This is a genomic window from Faecalimicrobium sp. JNUCC 81 (assembly GCF_053667625.1).
In genome coordinates, this window is record NZ_CM132203.1 from 1,389,027 (window position 1) to 1,410,590 (window position 21,564).

Here is a 21,564-nt window from a genome sequence, read left to right on the forward strand (position 1 = left end):
AAAAAGTTGTTAAATAATAACATGATATATAATTATGATATAATATTAATTAACATATATTGTATTGGGGTATGAAAATAAAAAGAGAGATTAGAGGGGGCAAGTAATGAGTATTAATGAAACTATATTTGAATTTATTCCGTTCCCTGTGTGGATTAAAAATAGCTTAGGGGAGATAATTTACATAAATAAATATTTTGAAATTAACTTTAATTTATCGCTGGAAGACTTTTATAATAATATTTCAAATATTTATAAAAGAGATTTAGTTAGTTATATTAAATGTATAGATAAAGAACTTACAGATATAAAAAAAATAAATAACTCTTTATTTAAGCATATAGTATTTTGTGATAAATCAAAGGATAATAAATGTCATAACTGGGTAGGATTTTTAATAGATATATCAAATGCATATAATGAAGAACTTGAAAATCAGAGAAATATACTAAGGACTATAATTGATAATATACCTGAAATAGTTTTTTATAAAGATAACAAAAGTATATATAGAGGTGTAAATCGACACTGTGTAGATTTTTATGAAAATCTAGGTATAGATAATGTAATTGGAAAAACAGATTTAGAATTATATCTTGATAGGGACTTTGTAGAAACATGTGCAAAGCATGATAAGGTCGTTATAGAAACTAAAAAACAATTAATTATAGACGAAGAAGTTCCAACTGAAGATGGTGATATAAAAATTGTAGAGACTATAAAGACACCTGTAATTAATGATAGTGGAGATATATGGGGAATAGTTGGAGTTGTTAGAGATGTAACAGAAAGAAAATCAATAGAAAAAAAGCTTAGATATTTAAGTTATACAGACGTTCTTACAGGACTATATAATAGAGCTTATTTTGATGAAAAGATAGAAGAATTAATAAAAAATGGACAATTTCCAATAGGTATAATGATTGGAGATGTAAATGGACTTAAAATAATCAATGATACAATAGGTCACCTTGAAGGAGATGAGCTATTGAAAGAAATTTCAAAAAAATTAAAAGAAGTGTTTGATGAAAAAGGTTTTATTTTTAGGTGGGGTGGAGATGAATTTGTTATATTAATACCATCAACATCTAATAAAGAATGTGATAAGTTAATGGAAAGATTGAATTCTATCTGTAAAAACTATGAAGGTGATAAGTTTAAACTTAGTATGTCTATGGGATTTTCAATATTAAATAATGAAATTGATAAAGTAGATAAAGTGTTAGGGGATGCAGAGGATAAGCTTTATAGGCAAAAAATACTAAATAGAAAAAGCTTTAGAAGCTCTATACTACATTCATTAAAAGAAAGTCTTCAGTCAAAGAATGTAGAAACTGAGGAGCATACCGAAAGGGTAGCAAATTATGCAACTTTAATAGGTAAGCACTTGAAACTTGATAGTGCAACTATAGATGAATTATCTTTAGTAGGTAGATTACATGATATAGGAAAGATTGGTATACCAGAGCGATTATTACTTAAGCAAGATAAACTTACGGATAATGAATATGAAATCATGAAAACACATTCAGAAAAAGGGTATAGGTTAGCAATGCTACTACCGGAATTAAGTCATATATCTAGAAGTATACTAACGCATCATGAAAGATGGGATGGTCTAGGTTATCCGCTAGGACTTTTAGGAGAAGAGATCCCTCTTGTATCTAGGATAATAGCTGTCGCTGATTCATTTGATGTAATGACTACTAATAGAGTATATAGTGAGAAAAAAACTTTGAAAGAAGCTATAAATGAATTAAGAAAATGTTCAGGGAAGCAATTTGATAGTAATATTGTGGAAGCCTTTTGTTATTTAGTAGAAAGCGGAGAATTAAAAAAATAATACTACAAAAAACGACAAAAATAAATTTACTTTTTATATAAAAATATAATATAATTGATAAAGAAATTTAAATAGGAGGGTGTTATGAAAAGACTAAAATTAGCATTAGTAGTTATGTCTTTATTTTTAAGTATTTTAGGATTAGTGGGATGCTCTTCTAAAGAAAATAATACTAAAGATAAAAAACTAAAAATAACATTAGTTTTAGATAAAGGAGGAGTCAACGATGAATCCTTTAACCAGTCAGCATGGGCAGGAGCAAAAGAAGCTGAGAAAAAGTATGGAGTAGAGGTAAATTACATAGAGTCTAAAGAAGACAGTGAGTATAAAACAAATATTGAAACTGCTGTTGATCAAGGTACAGACTTAGTAATTGGGGTTGGATTTAAGCTGGCCGATGCAATAAAGGAAGCAGCTGGATATTATCCAAAGCAAAACTTTGCAATAATAGATGGAAGCTATGATAAAATACCATCAAATGTAAGATCGATACTTTTCAATGAACAAGAAGCTGGATATCTAGCAGGTTTGGTTGCTGCTAAAGTAAGCAAATCAGATAAGTTTGGGTTTATTGGAGGAATGGATATTCCATCAGTAAGTAATTTTGCTGTAGGATATGAAAAAGCATTAAAAGAGGTAAAGCCAGATGCTCAGTTAATAACTCAATATGCAAACTCATTTACCGATTCGGCAAAAGGAAAAGCTATATCAACTAAAATGTATACAAGTGGAATAGATATTATATTTACTGCAGGTGGAGGCGTTAATTCAGGAGTTTATGAATCAGGAAAAGAACTTAGTAAATTAGCTGTTGCTGTAGATCTTCCTCAAAATCGCATAGCTCCAGATACAATACTTACATCTGCTCTTAAAAATGTTGGTACAGGTGTAGAACTTACAATTAAAGATTTAGTAGATAATAAATTTAAAGGCGGAGAAGTTGCTATGTTTGATATTTCTAATGGTGGAGTTGGATATGAAAAAACTAACTTAATACCTCAAGATGTAGTTAACTTCGTAGAATCAAAAATTAAAAAATAATATATAAATAAAAACCGTATTATTAAATAATACGGTTTTTATTTATATATTTTGATTTTTTATAATAAATGATATAATTAAAATTATAAAAGGAGGTAGATTAAATGTTAAAGAAAATCGCAGTCTTAAAAGAAGTTGCATCTAAAATAGGTCGTAAAAAAGCCCAAGAACTATTATCAATGGTAGAGGGAAGTGAACCATTTGTTGCAGAAGTTAAAATAAAAACAAGTGGGATTGAGGCTAAAAAAGAAGAAATAACATTAAAAGAAAATCAAAAAATTATATTTGAATACATAGAAGACTAAAAAGAATTATTAAGATAAGTTATACTTAAAATTTTGATTGTTTTTTACATTATGAAAGCATCTTTTAACTAAGGTGCTTTTGTTATTTAAAATTATAATATTAACTATAATTAAATTTAAAAAACATTAATTAATTTAATATAGATTACATTAGTAGTAGCTGTATTGAGTATTTTAACTAGATTAGATACAACCTCTAATTTCTTTAAAAAGGAAAGAGAAGATTTACGAATATCTTTATTTGTTATGATTTTAATTGCTATTTATCTTATAGTTAGCCGATTTAAATTAAAATCTTCAAATTCAGAAAATTAGGCTTAAATTAAGTACTTAGACTAAATTAACTCATATTTTTACATATAATTCCAATATAAATTTACATATTTTTACATTTAAAAATAAAATTAAAAAATAAATACAATAATGGTAAAAAATTGTAACTTTTTTGTAACTTTTATGCAATTTTTATTTACAATAAACTCCTGTTATAGTAACCTATAAATAGGTAGATTTTGTCGATAGAGAAAATCTATGGTTATATTATTAATAAATGGGAGGAAGGTTGATGAATCAAAGAAGTATAACAAAAGCGATAGTATTAAGTTCAGCAGTTATGGCAATTGGTGTGACAAATTCATACGCGGCAGAAAAAGGAACAGTTAATGTCGACGTGTTAAATATAAGAAGTGGGGCAGGAACAAATCATTCAGTAATAACTAAATCATATAAAGGAAATATAGTTGAAATACTAGATCAGTCAAATGGATGGTATAAAGTAAAATTGTCAAATGGAACTATTGGTTGGGCAAGTGGGCAATATATAACAAAGGGCTCAGGTAGTAATTCAGGAGAGGTAGCAGTATCAGGATATGGTACAGTGACAACATCTACATTAAATGTTAGAAGTGGAGTAGGAACAAGTAATTCTATAATAGGAAAAGTACACAAAGGTGATAGAGTAGAATTACTTGCAAGCAAAAGTGGATGGTATAAAATAAGACTATCAAATGGAAGTACTGGATGGGCAAGTGGAGACTACATAACAAAAGGATCAAATAACTCAGGTAACAATTCAGGAGAAGTATCAGCATCAGGATATGGTACAGTGACAACATCAACGTTAAATGTTAGAAGTGGAGCAGGAACAAGCTACTCTATAGTAGGAAAAGTATACAAAGGCAATAAAGTAGAATTACTTGCAAGTAAAAATGGATGGTATAAAATAAAACTATCAAATGGAAGCACTGGATGGGCAAGTTCAGACTACATAACAAAAGGATCAGATAACTCAGGTAATAATTCAGGAGAAGTAGCAGTATCAGGATATGGTACAGTGACAACATCTACATTAAATGTTAGAAGTGGGGCAGGAACAAGCTACTCTGTAGTAGGAAAAGTATACAAAGGCAATAAAGTAGAATTACTTGCAAGCAAAAATGGATGGTATAAAATAAAACTATCAAATGGAAAAACAGGATGGGCAAGTGCAGACTACATAACAAAAGGTTCAGGCTCATCATCAAGTGAAGATACTACTAAACCTTCGGAGAATAAAAGAGAAGCTGTAGTTAATTTAGCTAAAGCTCAAATTGGCAAACCATATGTATGGGGAGCAGAAGGACCTGATTCATTTGACTGTTCAGGATTAATGTATTATGTATATAAAAATGGAGCGGGAAAGACTTTACCAAGAACATCAGTAGAACAATCTAAGGTTGGAACTACTGTAAGTAAATCAAATTTAAAACCAGGAGATTTAATTTTCTCTAGTACTAATGGAACTGGCAATGTCAGCCATGTAGGAATATATATTGGAAATGGTGAAATGATACATGCACCAAAGCCAGGATCAAATGTGCAAAAAGCTAATATAAATTCATCATACTGGAGTGGTGTACATTTATGGTCTAAGAGTGTATTATAATTTAACTAAAAATAAATTATAATACCATATAAAAAAGGCATGAAATAATAATTTTATTATTTCATGCTTTTTTTCTTATAAGTAAATACTAAGAAATAATATAAATGTGATAGCTATGTATTTTTTAGTTTATGATATAATGAATAGCTGATAAAAATTAAAAGGAGCAAAAGATGAACCATAAATTTATAGATTTTAAATTAAATAAAGAAATACTAAAAGCATTAAATAACTTAGGTTATAAAAGACCATCTAAGGTTCAAGAAGAAGTAATTCCAAGATTGTTAAATTGTGAAGATGTAGTGGTAAAGTCGAAAACGGGAAGTGGTAAAACCGCAAGTTTTGCTATACCAATATGTGAGAATATAGAGATAGATAATACTAATGTACAGGCCCTTGTAGTAGTTCCAACTAGAGAGTTAGCACTACAAGTTGGTGAAGAGATATTTAACATTGGTAGACTTAAAAAGATTAGATGTAGTGCTATATTTGGAAAGCAACCTATAAAAGAGCAAATTGCAAGTTTAAAACAAAGAGTTCATATTGTAGTAGCAACTCCTGGAAGAATAATAGATCATATTGAAAGAGGAACTATAAACTTAGATAATTTAAAATATTTAATAATAGATGAAGCGGACAAAATGTTAAATAAAGGATTTATAGATCAAATAGATACTATATTTAAAAATTCACCAAACAAAAAAGCTATTGGTCTTTTTTCTGCAACTATAGATAAGGATATAAAATATGTGTGTGATAAATATATGAAAAATTCATCTATGGTAGATATAGAAGATATAAAAATAATTAATAAAAAACAAATACATGAAGAAATTATAAAAATTGAAGAAAAGGAAAAATATGAAATTTTAAAAAAGCTTATATATTTAGAGAATCCAAAATCACTAATGATATTTTTAAATACAAGAGAAAGAGTTATGAAGTTATATAGCCAGATGAAAAAAGATAAATTTTTAGTAAGAGAACTTCATGGAGACATGTCTCAAGATAAGAGAATATATGTTATAAAAGATTTTAAAGAGGAAAAGTTTAATATATTAGTAAGTAGCGATGTAGCATCAAGAGGTATTCACATTGATGATATTTCCTTGGTAATAAACTATGATGTTCCAAAAGATAAGGAGAACTATGTTCATAGAATAGGTAGAACGGGAAGAAAAGATAAATTTGGAAAGGCTATAACTCTTGTATCAAATAAAGATGAAAAATATATAAATGAAATAATTGATTATATTGGATATGATATAGAAGAAAAAGAATATATGGAAGAAAAAGATGTTAAAAAAGGTAAAATAAAATTTGAAGAATATAAAATGCAATTATTAAAGAATAAGAAAATAAAAAAATCAGATATGAAAATTCATAGTGAAGTAACTACTCTATATCTAAATGCAGGGAAAAAGAAAAAAATAAGAGTTATAGATATAGTAGGAGCTATAAGCAATTTAGATGGTATAAAAGGTGATGATATAGGGGTTATAAAAGTAGAAGATTTATGTTCTTATGTTGATATATTAAATCATAAAGGAGAAGGTATATTAAAGAAATATAAAGAAATAAGCATAAAGAAAAAAATGGTAAAAATAAAAAGAGATAATCAAGGGAATTAATAAAATTAAAAGTCAGCTGGAGGTATGAAATGCTTAATAAAAAGGACTTTTTGAAAAGATACAACATAAGCGAAAATTTTTTAGTTAAAAATGATATAGATTGGGATACATTAGAACAAATATATGATGATTATAACCAGTATAGGAAAAGCTATGAAACACAAGCTGAATTAATTGGTAATATTTTAAGAGGACACAATAAAGTACACTCTGTTAAAACAAGAGTAAAAGATGGTGATCATCTAATTGAAAAGATTATAAGAAAAACTCAAGATAGAAAAAATAAATATGGTAACGACTTTAAATTTAATTTAGATAACTATAAAGAGGAAATTACAGATTTATTAGGTATAAGAGTAATTCATATATTTAAAGAGGATTGGGAAGAAATACATGATTTTATAAGTCGAATGTGGAATGTAAATGAAATAGTTGCAAATATAAGAGAGGGAGATAATACTAAAAAGTTTGAAGAATTAGGAATACATGTATGTTCTAGGTTATCAGGATACAGATCAGTTCACTATTTAGTAGAGTCTTACCCGACTACTAGCAAAATTATCGCAGAAATACAAGTTAGAACAATATTTGAAGAAGGGTATGGAGAAATAGATCATCAGCTAAGATATTCACTAAAAGAAATACCTGAGATACTTGAACAAAATTTGATGTTACTTAATAGAATAGCTGGAAGTTCTGATGAAATGGCATCTCTTATAAACATGTTAAGTAAAAGCTTTAAAGATATAGAATATGAATGTAGAAAAAGATTAGATGAAAAAGATAAAGAAATCTTAAAATTAAAAGTAGAAATATCTGAAATTAAGTCTATATCAGATGAAGAAAAGTATAGATTAATAAATCAGATAGAACATATAATTAAATAGTAAGAAATATAAAAATACTTATATCTAACAAAACTAGATATAAGTATTTTTATATTTATAAGAAGTTATAGTTTATTTTAAAATATAACAAATTTTATAAAATTTAAAAGGATAAAGGCTTCTTATGTAATATATAAACAGAGTAGATAAATATTAGAATTAAGAAAGTTATGTGCACATAAATAGATAAATAGTATTTTGGGGGGAAAGTAAATGAAAGAGGAGATATACTGTGAAGTTATTGAAAAAATAATAGAGAGTATAGATGAAGGGGTACACTTTATTGATAAAAATTACAAAACTATTATCTATAATGATTCTATGGCAAAATTAGAGCAAATGGATAAAGAAGAAGTACTTAAAAAGCCATTTACTGATATAGCAAGAACTATGGAGATAAAAAATAGCACATTACTAAAAGTTCTAAAGAGTAAAACATCTATAAAAAATAATGTGCAAATATATCTAAACAAAGATGGAAAAGAAATTACAACTATAAATACAACTATTCCTATAATAGTAGAAGATGAACTAGTGGGAGCACTTGAAATATCTAAAGATATGACACAAATTCAGACTCTATCAAAACAGATTTTGAAGCTTGAAGAAACTAAGGGTAATAATATAGAAAAGAATAAAAAAATATTTTATAAATTTGATGACTTTATTGGAGAAAGTGATTGTATAAAAAAATCTCTTAATATATCTAAAAAAGCATCGAAAAGTGATGCTACAGTTTTAATATATGGAGAAACTGGAACCGGAAAAGAACTTATAAGTCAATCTATTCACTATGATAGTAAAAGAGCGAAATATCCATTTATAGCACAAAATTGTGCAGCACTTCCAGAGAGTTTATTAGAAGGGATATTATTTGGAACAGTAAAAGGAGGATTTACTGGAGCAGTAGATAGACCAGGTTTATTTGAACAGGCAAATAAGGGAACTCTTTTATTAGATGAAATAAATTCAATGCCACTTCAACTTCAAGCAAAGTTACTTAGAGTTTTGCAAGAAGGATACGTAAGAAGGGTAGGAGGTACAAAAGATATACCTGTTGATGTTAGAGTTATTGCCACTACTAATGAAAATCCACAATATATATTAAATGAAGGTAAACTTAGAAAAGATTTATACTATAGGTTAAATGTTATATATATACAAATACCTCCATTAAGAGAAAGAGGAGAAGATATAATATTATTGGCTAATAAGTTTATAGAAAAATATAATCAAAAACTAGATAAAAGTGTAAAGGGCATAGTGGATAGAGGTAAAAAAATGCTTAGAAATCATTATTGGCAGGGGAATGTACGTGAACTTGAAAATACAATTTATTCAAGTATGAGCATGATGGATGAAGAAGAACTTTTAAGCGAAGACATTATAAATATAAATGAATATAAAACTAATACAGCTGAAAATATGTATGTAATAGATGTAGAAGCTAGACCATTAGATTGGATAGTGGCAGATATAGAAGAAAGATATATTAACGAAGCCTTAGATAAAAGTAATGATAATGTCACTAAAGCTGCTGCTATACTAGGACTTTGTAGACAGAATTTACAATATAAAATGAAAAAATACAATATAAAAAGAACGTAAATTAAATATTCTATGAAAGTAAAGACTTAAAGATAATAAGATCTATATACAGCGGTGGTAACACAGGAGATCTTGCAATTTATAAAATTTCAAAATCAGGTGAGGAGATATCATATGAAGAATTTGATATAACTCCGTACAACTTAGAACAACAGATGTATCTTCTGTTAGATTATAAATAATTAGTTTAAAGGATTATAAAGAGCAAAAAAATTTGCAGTTAATGCAAAATTTAATGCTCTTTTTTTATTTGTTTTTATTTATATTATAAATTTTATATAAACAATTTACAACTAATTAATTGTTAAATATTTAATTAGAAGTTAATAGCTGTAAATTATTAACTTTTAGAAAATTAATAATAAAAAATATCATATATGGCATGATGTTTGCTTTATTAAATAGTAGGTATTTTTATTATTTTAAATAAGGGGGAATTTTTAATGAGAAATGTTAGAGTTGGAATTTGGGGATTTGGAGCAATGGGAAGTGGAATGGCAAAAATGATTTTAAAGAAAATAGGAATAGAAATAGTTGCGGTATGTGATAGAAATGAACATCGATTAGGAAAAAGTATATATGAAGTATTAGGATGTGAAAGAGGAGAAAGAGCAGACGTTATAATAAATTCTAACCCAAATGAAGTATTTAGTGAAGAATGTGCAGATGTTGTATTAATAGCTACAGACTCATTTACAAAAGGTGCGTTTGACAAGATAAAGTTGGTATTAGAAAAGAAAATAAATGTTATATCTACTGCTGAAGAAATGGCATTTCCTAAGGCTCAAGAGCCAGAACTAGCAGAAAAGTTAGATAAAATAGCTAAAGAAAACGGAGTTTCAGTTCTTGGGACAGGAATAAATCCAGGATTTGTACTTGATTTATTAATTCTTGCACTTACAGGAACTTGTGAAGAAGTAGACTACATAAAGGCTGCCAGAGTTAATGATTTATCTCCATTTGGAAAGGCTGTAATGATAGAACAAGGTGTTGGTGTAACGAAAGAGGTATTTGATAAAGGCGTTGAAAATGAATCAATAGCAGGGCATGTAGGATTCCCTGAATCTGTAAATATGATAACTGAAGGTATAGGATGGAATTTAGAAAAAGTAGAACAAACTAGAGAACCAATAATGAGTAGTGTATATAGAAAATCTGAATATGCAGAAGTAGAAGCCGGAAATGTAGCAGGATGTAGACAATGCGGATATGGATACGTTAATGGAGAAATTAAAATAGAAATGGAACATCCACAACAAATACTACCTCACTTAGAAGGTCAGTCAACAGGAGATTATGTAAGTATAAAAGGTATACCAAATATAGATTTACAAATAACTCCAGAGATACCAGGTGGAATAGGAACTATTGCTATGTGTGTAAACTCTATACCTCATGTAATAAACGCAAAACCAGGATTAAAATCAATGTTAGATATTCCAGTTCCAAGAGCGATGATGGGAGATGTACGAAAGTTAGTGGAGCTAAAAGAATCAGCAGAAGCTTAAAACTTAATAATATTCGTGCTAGCTAGTAGTTTTATAAAATCTAGTTAGTACGAGTTAATATAAAGGAGAGTGATAGTATGGATGCTAAACGTGGAGACTGGGTTATAATCCACAATATAGTTTTAAATCCTTGCCAAAGAGCACCACAAGTACCAGAGGATACAAAATCTCATCCTCTTGAAATGTGGGTTAAAGGATTTATAGATAATGATGCAAACATAGGTGATTTGGTAAAAGTAGAAACTATTACAGGAAGATTAGTTGAAGGAAATTTATTACAAGTCAATCCTTATTATACTCATGATTATGGAAAGTGTATGCCAGAGTTACTTCAAATAGGAATTTGTGCAAGAGAAATATTATTTGGAGGTGACTTAAATGATGAAAGACAATAGTTACAAAGCGGTTATGAATAGAAAAAATGAAATTATGAAAAATGCAATAGGAATAGATTATGCTTTATTTGAAAATGATGGAATATCTTTTGATTATGAAAAGATGATGAGAGAAACGGGTTACTCTTTAGATGAAATAGAAAAAATTCAATCAAATCACGCAGTGGGGAATACTCCTATAATAGAGCTAAAAAATATAAGTTCTTTAGCTAGAAAAGTAGCACCAAAAGGAAAGGGAGCAAGAATATTTATAAAAGATGAAGCAGCTAACGCATCAGGAAGTTTTAAGGCAAGAAGGGCAGCAACTGCTGTATATCATGCTAAAAAAATGGGATATAAAGGTGTAATAGCAGCAACTAGTGGAAATTATGGAGCTGCAGTAGCATCTCAAGCAGCTATGCAAGGACTTAAATGTATAATTGTTCAAGAATGTTATGATAGTACAGGTATTGGACAACCAGAAATAATAGAAAAGGCCAGAAAATGTGAAGCTTATGGAGCGGAAGTTGTTCAGTTAACAGTAGGACCAGAGTTATTTTATACATTTTTATTAATGTTAGAAGAAACAGGGTACTTTAACGCGTCACTTTATTCTCCCTTTGGAATAGCAGGAGTAGAAACTTTAGGGTATGAAATATCTATGCAATTTAGAGAAAGAATAGGAAAAGATCCAGATGTAGTAGTTTGTACTAATGCAGGTGGAGGTAATTTGACAGGAACTGCAAGAGGTCTTATAAAAGCAGGTGCAATGGATACTAAAGTAGTCGGAGCTAGTGTTAATCTAAAAGGTCTTCATATGGCTAGTGATAGTCAATTTAACAAAAAATCTTTTACGACAGGTCATACTGGATTTGGAATTCCATTTTCTACTTGGCCAGATAGATCAGATGTACCAAGATCTGCTGCAAGACCACTTAGATATATGGATAGATATGTAACAGTAAATCAAGGAGAAGTATTTTATATGACCGAGCTTTTGGCACAGCTTGAAGGTTTAGAGAGAGGTCCAGCTGGTAATACATCTTTAACTGCTGCATTTTGTTTAGCTCAAGAACTAGATGAAGGTCAAGTTATAGTAGTTCAAGAAACAGAATATACGGGGGCAGGAAAACATATAAATCCACAGCTTACATTTGCTCATGAAAATGGAATAGAAATAAAATTTGGAAATCCACAGGAAGAAATATGTGGTCAGAATTTAATATTACCATCTCATCCAAATTTAATAAAAATAAATGAAATAAATATGGATAAAATAAGAAAATCTTATATAAAAAATGCAATAGAAAATAATAATGTAAAATATTTAAGTAAAGAGGATATAGAGTTTCTAGCCCAAGATAGTAAGTCTAGTGAAGAGTTCGTGAAAGAAGTTTCTAAAGAAATACTATGTAAAATTTAGGGGGATATATATGAAAAAGAGATTGGATGATTATAAAGATAGAAGAACTCATTTAGCTAATTTAAGTGATGAAGAGCTGCATGCAAGATTTTGGAGATTAGCAGAAGAAATAGTTGATCCTATGCTAGAATTAGGCAGAAAGAATACATCTCCATCAATAGAAAGATCAGTACTTTTAAGAATGGGATTTTCGTCACTTGAAGCTAAAGAAATAGTTAATCTAGTACTAGAAAAAGGACTTATAAGTAAGGGTGCGGGTCATATTGTCTATAAATTAGCAAAGGTTAAAAATATAAGTGTAAGAGATGCTGGAGTTAAATTAGCAAATGGAGAATGCTTAGATGAAATAGATAATCTATTTGGTAAGGAGGAAGCGTCATGTTAAAAGAAAATAAAAAGTTAGATATAGAGTATATATTAAATGATTTAGAAAATTATAGACCAAATAGAAAAGGTTGGACTTGGAGAGAAAATGAAAAAGACTTAGAAATGGGACCCTTTAAATATCAAGATTGCTCAACGCCCCTAGTTGAGAGTGTAGCTCTTCCATCAGCTAAATACTTTAATAATATAGATCCTCAGCCAAAATGTGTAATAACCACAGAAATAGCTTCTGGTAGATTTGAAGATGACATAAGAAGAATGAGAATGGCAGCTCATCATGGAGCGGATCACATAATGGTTATAAGAACTGCTGGTCAATCTCACTTTGATGGACTTATAGAAGGTACACCTCAAGGTATAGGTGGAGTTCCAATAACTAGAAAACAAGTTAGAGCACAAAGAAAAGCTCTTGATTTTATAGAAGAAGAAGTTGGAAGACCTATAAATTACCATTCTTATGTAAGTGGAGTTGCAGGACCTGAAGTTGCCGTAATGTTTGCAGAAGAAGGTATAAATGGAGCTCATCAAGACCCACAATATAATGTACTTTATAGAAATATAAATATGATAAGATCATTTGTTGACGCTTGTGAAGCGAAAAATATAATGGCATTTTCAAATATGGCTCAAATAGATGGAGCTCATAATGCTAATGCAACTGCAAGAGAAGCTTGGAAGGTTATGCCGGAACTTATGGTACAACATGCACTAAATTCAATTTTTTCACATAAAGTTGGTATAAAAAAAGATAATATATGCTTATCAACAGTTCCTCCAACAGCGCCACCTGCTCCATGTTTAACATTAGATCTTCCTTATGCAGTAGCGCTTAGAGAGTTATTTAATGAATATAAAATGAGAGCTCAAATGAATACTAAATATATGGACTCTTCAACTAGAGAAGCTACTGTAACTCATGTACTTAATTTATTAACATCAGTTTTAACAAGAGCGGATATACAGTCGACTATAACTCCTGATGAAGGAAGAAATGTACCTTGGCATATGTACAATATAGAAGCCTGTGATACTGCTAAGCAAGCTTTAGTTGGTATGGACGGATTAATGGATATGATAGAACTTAAAGAAACTGGTGCATTAAGAGATAAGTCTAGAGAGTTAAAAGAAAGAGCTGTTTTATACATGGAAGAAATTCTAGAAGTTGGTGGATATTTTGAAGCTGTTGAAAAAGGATTTTTTGTTGATTCAGGAAATTATCCAGAACGAAATGGTGATGGAATATCTAGAAAAATAAGGGAAGGAGTAGGAGCAGGAACAGTCTATGAAAGAGATGAAGATTACTTAGCACCAGTAACAGCTCACTTTGGATACAACAACATAGCTCAATATGATGAAACTTGTGTATTAAATCCTTCTAATTTAATAGATGGGTGTACATTTGAAGATCCAGATAAAATAATATATATAGATGAACTAGATGATATTGATAATGTAAATGTAAGACTTAAAGAAACTGAAGAATTTAGAAATTCTACTAAAATAAAACCAGAAATGGAATGGTGTGCAGATGGTACAGTAATGATTACTATGATGCTACCAACAGATAAAAGAACAGCTGAATTTGCAGCAATAGAATTTGCTAAGAATATGAATTTAGAAGAGGTTGAAGTTATAAGTAGAGAAGTAATGCATAGTGCTGAAGGAACTAGAGTTGAGTTAAAAGGAAAAGTTGGATTTAGCATAGATATAAATGATTTAGTAATACCAGAAGAACAAAAGATAATGACTGATGATGAAATAAGAGCAGATATAGAAAATATGCCTATGAAGATAGTTTGTGCAACAGTAGGTGAAGACGAACATTCTGTTGGGCTTAGAGAAATAATAGATATTAAGCATGGTGGTATAGAAAAATATGGTATAGAATGTAATTACCTTGGAACTTCAGTTCCAGTTGAAAAATTAGTAAATGCAGCAATAGAATTAAATGCTGATGCAATATTAGCATCAACAATAATAAGCCATGATGATATACATTATAAAAATATGAAAAAAATGCATGAATATTGTATAGAAAAAGGTATAAGAGATAAAGTCATAATAGCTTGTGGAGGAACACAAGTAACGCCTGAGATTGCAGTTGAACAAGGAATGGATGCTGGATTTGGAAGAAATGATAGAGGAGTAAATGTAGCGACATTTTTAGTTGAAAAAAGAAGAGAAAATCTTCAAAAGAAATTAGCTGAAAGTGAAAACAATTAAGATATGAAAATAGATGTATTAGTTGCTGAGATAGGATCTACAACAACAGTTGTAAATGCCATCGACGGTATAAACTCTGATAATCCTAAATTTATTGGTCAAGGCCAAGCTCCAACAACTGTATTTGAAGGCGGAGATGTTAGAAAGGGTTTAGAAGGTGCAATTTCTAGTTTATCTAAAAACTTAGGTGTAGAAAGTATAGAATATGATGATATGTTTGCGACATCTAGTGCTGCAGGTGGACTTAAGATGACTGTTCATGGGTTGGTCTATGACATGACGGCTAAAGCTGCAAAAGAGGCAGCACTAGGTGCAGGTGCAGTTATACATAAAGTAACTGCAGGTAAATTAAGAAGAACAGATATAAAAGAGATTAAGGAAATTAAGCCTAATATCATATTAATAGCGGGAGGAGTGGACTATGGTGAGCGTGATACCGCTATATATAATTCAGAACTTATTGCAGGTTTGAATTTAGGTGTTCCTGTAATTTATGCAGGAAATATTGAAAATGTAGAAGAGATAAAATTAATATTTGAAAATACAAATTATAAATTGTATATAGTTGACAATGTTTATCCTAAAATAGATTTACTAAACATAGAGCCTACTAGAGATGTTATTCAGAATGTATTTGAAGAACATATAACTAATGCACCTGGAATGCAACATGTAAAAGAAATGGTTAATGAACATATAACGCCAACACCAGGTGCTGTTATGGAATCTGCAAAACTTTTAAAAAACTATTTAGGAGATTTGATGGTTATAGATGTTGGAGGAGCTACAACTGATATACATTCTGTTACAGAAGGTAGTGAAGGTGTAAATAGAATATTAGTAAACCCAGAGCCTGTTGCAAAGAGAAGTGTTGAAGGTGATTTAGGTGTTTATGTAAATATGAGAAATATTGTTAATTTAATTGGTAAAGAAGAGCTAGAGAAAGAACTAAAAGATCTAGATGTAAATAAAATAATGAATAGTTACTTACCTATACCAAAGACACAAGATCAGATAAAATTTGTTGAAAGACTTACAAAAGAAGCAGTACTTAGAGCTACTAAAAGACATGCAGGGATTATTAGAAATATATATGGAACAAGTGGCAAAAGTAAAATAGCTGAAGGCAAGGATTTAAGTGAAGTTAAATATATTGTTGGCACAGGCGGTGCACTTACAAGGTTGCCGCAAAGAGTTGAAATTATGAAATCTATTAGAGAGTATAATAGAAATAAAGATTTATTATTCCCAAAGTCAAAAGCAAAAATATTAGTAGATAACGATTATATTATGGCATCTCTTGGAGTACTATCTAAAAAATATGAGGTAGCATCTTTAAAGCTTATGCTAAAAAGCTTGGATTTAGAGGAGGATAAATTATGTATCCAAGGTTAGAGATTAATATAGATAAGCTGAAACAAAATGTAGCTGTTGTATCAGATATTTGCAAAAACCATAATATGGATATGGCTATGGTTACTAAGTCATATTGTGCTATACCAGAGGTTGTAGAAGAAATAACTAAAGAAAATGTTGATTATATAGCAGATTCAAGGATTGAAAATTTAAGACATTTATCACATATAAATTTGCCTAAAATATTACTTAGAATACCAATGATTAGTGAAATTTGTGATGTTGTAAAATACTCAGATATTAGTTTTAATTCAGAAATTAAAACTATATATAAATTAAATGAAGAGGCAAAAAAGCAAAATATAATTCATAAAGTTGTTATAATGGTTGATTTGGGGGACTTAAGAGAAGGATACTTTAAAGAAGAAGAATTATTAAGTGCGGTAGAAGATATTTTGAAATTAAAAAATATAAAACTATATGGTCTAGCTACTAATTTGACATGTTACGGTGCAATAATACCATCTAATGATAATCTTGGGAGATTATCAAAATTAGCTAAAAAAATAGAAAATAAATATAATATAGTATTAAATTTTATATCTGGCGGAAATTCAAGTTCAATTTATTTAGCACAATCATTTGAAATGCCTTACGGTATAACAAATTTAAGGCTCGGAGAAGCTATAGCACTTGGACGTGAAACTGCATATGGTAAGATATTAGAAGGAGCCCATCAAGATGTATTTAAACTAGTATGCGAAATAGTTGAAAATAAAGAAAAACCATCTCTTCCAATTGGTCAAATTGGTGTAGATGCTTTTGGAAATAAGCCAGAGTATGAAGATAAAGGTATACTAAAAAGGGCGATTGTAGCTATTGGAAGACAGGACATAGATATAACATCTATTAGTCCAATAGATAAAGATATAGAAATATTAGGGGCTAGTTCGGACCATATGATACTTAATATGAGCGGATGTAGTAAAAAGTATGATATTGGTGATGCAGTTGATTTTAATGTTGAGTATGGGGGATTAGTAAGTGCAGCAACTAGTAAGTATGTGCATAAAAAGATAGTATATGATGAGTATAAAAAAGTAGAATTAGCGCATTAAGCAAAAAGGTTACCAAAAGATTTTTTGGTAACCTTTTTATATACAAAATATTACAATATAAAATATAAGTTATAATGTGGTATATTAATATATATAAAATAATTAAAGGCGTTTACAATATGGAAATAATGATTGTGGATGTTTTGATAGTGGTAACGATAGTTTTGGAGATTTTTAATAAATTTCTAAATATTAAATATGGCTATATAATATAATTTGCATAAATAAGAGTGCATAGAGGGGATGAAATAAGGAGGAATAATGAATTATATTTTATCAATTTTGGGGCATTGGATATTTTTAGTAGTAGGTCTTATATATATTTATACTAAAAGAGAAGAAGATGAAACGAACTTAGGGTGGAAGGTAATAGGCTTTTATTTGTTAGGATCATTTAATTTTAGCAGCGAAAACTTTAATCATTTAAGTTTTAATACACAGAGTGTTTCTATCATATTGCCAGTAGGATTTTGTTTTTATTATTTTATAATGAGAAATAGACCTAGATTGAATAAGATTACTAAAAAGAGAGCAGCTATATTTGGAGTTATAATGCTTTATGCAGGAGTGCTTAGTGGGGTAATTTATGAAAAAATAGAGAATAGAAATCATTCTATAATAACTAATAATAATAGTATTGATTATATAAAAAAAGATTGGAAAACTATAAAAGATAACTTAAACATAGATTATTCTGAGATGAAAGATTTCAATTTAGGATATAAAAAAGATGGTAGTATAGAAAACTTATATTATAGTGTATTAGGTAATGATAAACAATATCATATAAATTTTTATCCTGAAGATGGAAAGTATGATATATATGCTGACAAGATAAGGAATGAAAATGAAATGAACATGTTTATTGGCTCTGATGATAGAGTTAATCTAAACACTGATCAATTTATGGATATAATAGAAAATACAAAATTTGAAAAATATGAAGAAGCTGATAGTTATACTATTAAATATAGCAACCATATTTATACAGATACTTTAGAGGACAAAAAAGTGTATGAAATAAATTATGATGACTATTCTACAAAAGAACTTATTTCAAAAAATAATATATACAAATATAGCCCTATAGTATATGTACCTATGAAAAAAGTAAGTGAAGGTTCTTCTGATAGTATAAGCGTAGATCAATATTTAGTATACTATAATTATAGTGAAGAAGAACATAATGATATAGCTATGTATGAAGGTAAAGAGATTATAATAAAAGATATAAAAAAAGATATAAGCAAAGTTATTACAGATCCTTACGATGTAGGAGCTATAATAAAAAATATGAAAGATAGTAATTGGGTTGAAGTTAAAGATATAAATGTAAGTCTTGAACCTGATTTATTTATAAAAGATAATGAAGGTAATGTAATTGGATTATGTGAAAATGAAAGCTTTGCAAGACGAGATTTAGATGGTATTAGCGTATGGTATATTGTTCCATCTGAATTATATAAGGATATAAAATCATTTCTAGATTAAAATAAAAAGCTACTTAAAATTAAGTAGCTTTTTATTTTAGACATTATAGTTACAAGAATTAGCTAAGTGATCTAATTTGAATTTTGGATAAATAGGCTTAGATTTCCAAACAGAACTTTTAAGCATATATTCTTTATATTCTTCAGTATTTTCTTTAAAATATTTATTTATAGATAATTGAAGTATATCTTCTTTGTTACTAAAATTCATATAGTCTAAATAAGAATTTTTTATATCGGGATAGTTTATAATTAAGTTATTAAACTTGCTTTCTACAGTTCTTAAATCATCTAATAGTTTTTTAGTTCTTAAATCAATTTCTTCATTTAGATAGTTAAAATCGCTAGAACTATTAGTTAAATCAGACATAACTTTGTATTGAATATTTTTTATCTTTCTGTTTAATGCAATTGATAAAAAGAATAGCTCCCCTAATTGCTTTTCTCTTTCATTTTCACCTTTTAATAATAATCTAATTGATGATAGATCCTTTTGAGAGAATACTGTAAGCTGAGTACCTTTGTTAAATACCATCTTCAATGGATATTTTAGATCCTTAGAAGTTATTGTTTTTTTTAAAACTCCATTTTCAACTATAAAAAAATCTTCATTTTTATAGATTGCAAAATTTTGCCCATAATTATAATAAAGCGTTTTACAAGGAACAGCATCTCTAAATTCAAATGATATTAAATCTTCATTACTTTTTACAACTTCATCATCAATTAATATCGGATAATAAAAACATTCAAATCTCATTAGGTATCCCCCTAAACTTATTTAGTAATTTTTATCTATATAATAATTATAGCTATAAAAAATATTTTTTGTGGTATTACAGTAGTAATATTTAAAAATAAAATAATTAATATGAAATGCTTAAAAATACATCTAATTTAATATAGATTTAAGAGCGATATAATTTTTTTTATGGATGAGTGAGATTGAAAAAATGGGGTAATTATGATAAGGTACATATTAGTGAAAATTATACTCAAATAAGAACTGATTACTACGGGAGGATTAAAATTGAATATTTTTGTAAAAGACAAAGAATTTTATAAAAATGTAGCAGCTATAAGCATACCGATAGCTCTACAAGGTCTTATAAATGTTGGGGTAAGTATGACGGATACAATGATGCTTGGATCATTTGGTGAAATAACACTATCTGCTGCATCACTTGCAAACCAATTCTGTTTTATATTTTTAATAATAAACTTTGGATTAGGCGGAGGAGCAGGAGTTTTATCTGGACAGTTCTGGGGAAAAAAAGATACAAAATCTATAAATAAAGTATTATCAATACTTATAAAGGCTAGTGTGTTATTTGCACTGCTATTTTTATTTTTAGCACAAGTTTTTCCAGAAACTATAATGTCTATTTACACTAAAGAGACATCAGTTTCAAATCAAGGTATGATGTATTTAAAAATAGTATCACTTTCATTCATATTCCAGGGAATATCAACTACTGTGAATATATTATTTAGAACAGTTGGAAGTGTAAAAGTTGCATTATTTGCATCCATATCTTCATTTTTTGTAAATGTATTTTTAAACTGGGTTTTAATATTTGGTAATCTAGGTGCACCTGAACTTGGAATCCAAGGTGCTGCAATAGCAACATTAACAGCAAGAATAATAGAGTTTAGTGTTATAATGATATACTTATTTAAAATAGATAAAAAACTTAACTTTAAATTTAAGTATTTATTGCAATTAGATAAAGAATTACTTAAAAACTATATAAGAGTAGGTGGTCCAGTTTTAGTAAGTGACTTAATACTTGCAATAGGACTTAATATGGTTTCTGTAATAATGGGTAGAATTGGTTCTGACATGGTTGCAGCCAACAGTATATCAAGTGTTGTTTTACAATTTACTAATGTATTTTTAATGGGTGTATCTAATGCAAGTGGAGTTATAACAGGAAATACAATTGGTCAAGGTCAGCATAAGCTAGCTCAAGAAAGAGCTGTAACATTTTTAGCCATGTCTATAATATTAGGGATTAGCTCTGCATTCTTTATATTTATACTTAAAAATGTAATTATAGATTTTTATAATATAAGCAATAATACCAAACAAATGGCAATACAACTTATGAATTCTACTTCATTTTTAGTAGTGTTTATGTCAATATCATCACTTCTTACAAAAGGAGTACTTCGTGCAGGAGGAGATACAAAGTTTTTAATGATAGCTGATATATTATTTTTATGGACTGTATCAATACCACTTGGAGCAATAGCTGGATTAGTATTTAAATTGCCAGCAGGAATAGTGTTAATATGCTTAAAAATTGATGAAATTATAAAAGGGCTTTGGTGTGTAGGAAGGCTATTAAGTAAAAAGTGGATAAAAAGTGTTGATGAAGAAGAACAATGTAAATTAATTATAGAAGAGTTAATAATGCCAGAATAATTGAAGTTGCCCATTCTTATA

17 protein-coding genes are annotated in these 21,564 nt (G+C 28.7%); 16 read left to right on the top strand and 1 reads right to left on the bottom strand.

Translation table 11 applies throughout. From position 1 onward, the window contains the following. Positions 1-106: 106 nt before the first annotated feature. From JNUCC81_RS06915 to JNUCC81_RS06985, 15 genes are all read left to right on the top strand, one after another. Entirely contained in the window at positions 107-1,843 is a 1,737-nt protein-coding gene (locus tag JNUCC81_RS06915) for an HD domain-containing phosphohydrolase (RefSeq protein ID WP_454095911.1), read from the top strand. 84 nt (positions 1,844-1,927) lie between these two features. After that, positions 1,928-2,884, top strand: a complete 957-nt coding sequence (locus JNUCC81_RS06920) for a BMP family ABC transporter substrate-binding protein (RefSeq protein ID WP_454095912.1) — start codon at positions 1,928-1,930, stop codon at positions 2,882-2,884. A 104-nt stretch (positions 2,885-2,988) separates the two neighbouring features. Further along, positions 2,989-3,189 carry a hypothetical protein gene (locus JNUCC81_RS06925; RefSeq protein WP_208333631.1) on the top strand — a complete coding sequence of 67 codons (201 nt, stop codon included), beginning with the start codon at positions 2,989-2,991 and terminating at the stop codon, positions 3,187-3,189. A 565-nt stretch (positions 3,190-3,754) separates the two neighbouring features. Continuing rightward, a complete protein-coding gene (locus tag JNUCC81_RS06930) occupies positions 3,755-5,113 on the top strand; it encodes a C40 family peptidase (RefSeq protein WP_454095913.1) in 1,359 nt (452 codons plus the stop codon). A gap of 173 nt (positions 5,114-5,286) precedes the next feature. Then, positions 5,287-6,744, top strand: a complete 1,458-nt coding sequence (locus JNUCC81_RS06935) for a DEAD/DEAH box helicase (RefSeq protein WP_454095914.1) — start codon at positions 5,287-5,289, stop codon at positions 6,742-6,744. A 29-nt stretch (positions 6,745-6,773) separates the two neighbouring features. Further along, a complete protein-coding gene (locus JNUCC81_RS06940) occupies positions 6,774-7,631 on the top strand; it encodes a RelA/SpoT domain-containing protein (protein ID WP_454095915.1) in 858 nt (285 codons plus the stop codon). Positions 7,632-7,844: 213 nt separating this feature from the next. Beyond that, positions 7,845-9,239, top strand: coding sequence for a sigma-54 interaction domain-containing protein (locus tag JNUCC81_RS06945; protein WP_454095916.1), 1,395 nt, complete (start codon positions 7,845-7,847; stop codon positions 9,237-9,239). A 443-nt stretch (positions 9,240-9,682) separates the two neighbouring features. Beyond that, positions 9,683-10,747 carry a 2,4-diaminopentanoate dehydrogenase gene (gene ord, locus JNUCC81_RS06950; RefSeq protein WP_454095917.1) on the top strand — a complete coding sequence of 355 codons (1,065 nt, stop codon included), beginning with the start codon at positions 9,683-9,685 and terminating at the stop codon, positions 10,745-10,747. A 77-nt stretch (positions 10,748-10,824) separates the two neighbouring features. After that, positions 10,825-11,142 (top strand): 2-amino-4-oxopentanoate thiolase subunit OrtA, encoded by a 318-nt coding sequence (gene ortA, locus JNUCC81_RS06955; protein ID WP_208333625.1) that lies wholly within the window; start codon positions 10,825-10,827, stop codon positions 11,140-11,142. Further along, positions 11,129-12,544 (top strand): 2-amino-4-oxopentanoate thiolase subunit OrtB, encoded by a 1,416-nt coding sequence (gene ortB, locus JNUCC81_RS06960; RefSeq protein WP_454096379.1) that lies wholly within the window; start codon positions 11,129-11,131, stop codon positions 12,542-12,544. Before ortA ends, ortB begins: the two co-directional genes overlap by 14 nt. Before the next feature lie 10 nt (positions 12,545-12,554). Continuing rightward, a complete protein-coding gene (locus tag JNUCC81_RS06965) occupies positions 12,555-12,929 on the top strand; it encodes an ornithine aminomutase subunit alpha (RefSeq protein WP_454095918.1) in 375 nt (124 codons plus the stop codon). Next, positions 12,923-15,151 (top strand): D-ornithine 4,5-aminomutase subunit OraE, encoded by a 2,229-nt coding sequence (oraE, locus tag JNUCC81_RS06970; protein ID WP_454095919.1) that lies wholly within the window; start codon positions 12,923-12,925, stop codon positions 15,149-15,151. Before JNUCC81_RS06965 ends, oraE begins: the two co-directional genes overlap by 7 nt. A gap of 3 nt (positions 15,152-15,154) precedes the next feature. Next, the gene (locus JNUCC81_RS06975) at positions 15,155-16,546 is read left to right on the top strand and encodes a GlmL-related ornithine degradation protein (RefSeq protein ID WP_454095920.1); all 1,392 of its coding nucleotides are present in this window, start codon (positions 15,155-15,157) and stop codon (positions 16,544-16,546) included. Then, positions 16,531-17,625, top strand: coding sequence for an ornithine racemase Orr (gene orr, locus JNUCC81_RS06980; RefSeq protein WP_454095921.1), 1,095 nt, complete (start codon positions 16,531-16,533; stop codon positions 17,623-17,625). The genes JNUCC81_RS06975 and orr overlap by 16 nt, the downstream gene beginning before the upstream one ends. Before the next feature lie 261 nt (positions 17,626-17,886). Then, complete coding sequence (locus tag JNUCC81_RS06985; RefSeq protein ID WP_454095922.1) at positions 17,887-19,116, top strand: hypothetical protein; 1,230 nt, start codon at positions 17,887-17,889, stop codon at positions 19,114-19,116. Between the two features lie 36 nt (positions 19,117-19,152). Here the strand turns inward: JNUCC81_RS06985 and JNUCC81_RS06990 are convergent, their stop codons facing one another. Next, positions 19,153-19,875 carry a hypothetical protein gene (locus tag JNUCC81_RS06990; RefSeq protein WP_454095923.1) on the bottom strand — a complete coding sequence of 241 codons (723 nt, stop codon included), beginning with the start codon at positions 19,873-19,875 and terminating at the stop codon, positions 19,153-19,155. A gap of 270 nt (positions 19,876-20,145) precedes the next feature. On the opposite strand from JNUCC81_RS06990, the gene JNUCC81_RS06995 reads away from it, so the two are divergent. Beyond that, positions 20,146-21,543, top strand: a complete 1,398-nt coding sequence (locus tag JNUCC81_RS06995) for an MATE family efflux transporter (protein ID WP_454095924.1) — start codon at positions 20,146-20,148, stop codon at positions 21,541-21,543. Positions 21,544-21,564 lie beyond the last annotated feature (21 nt).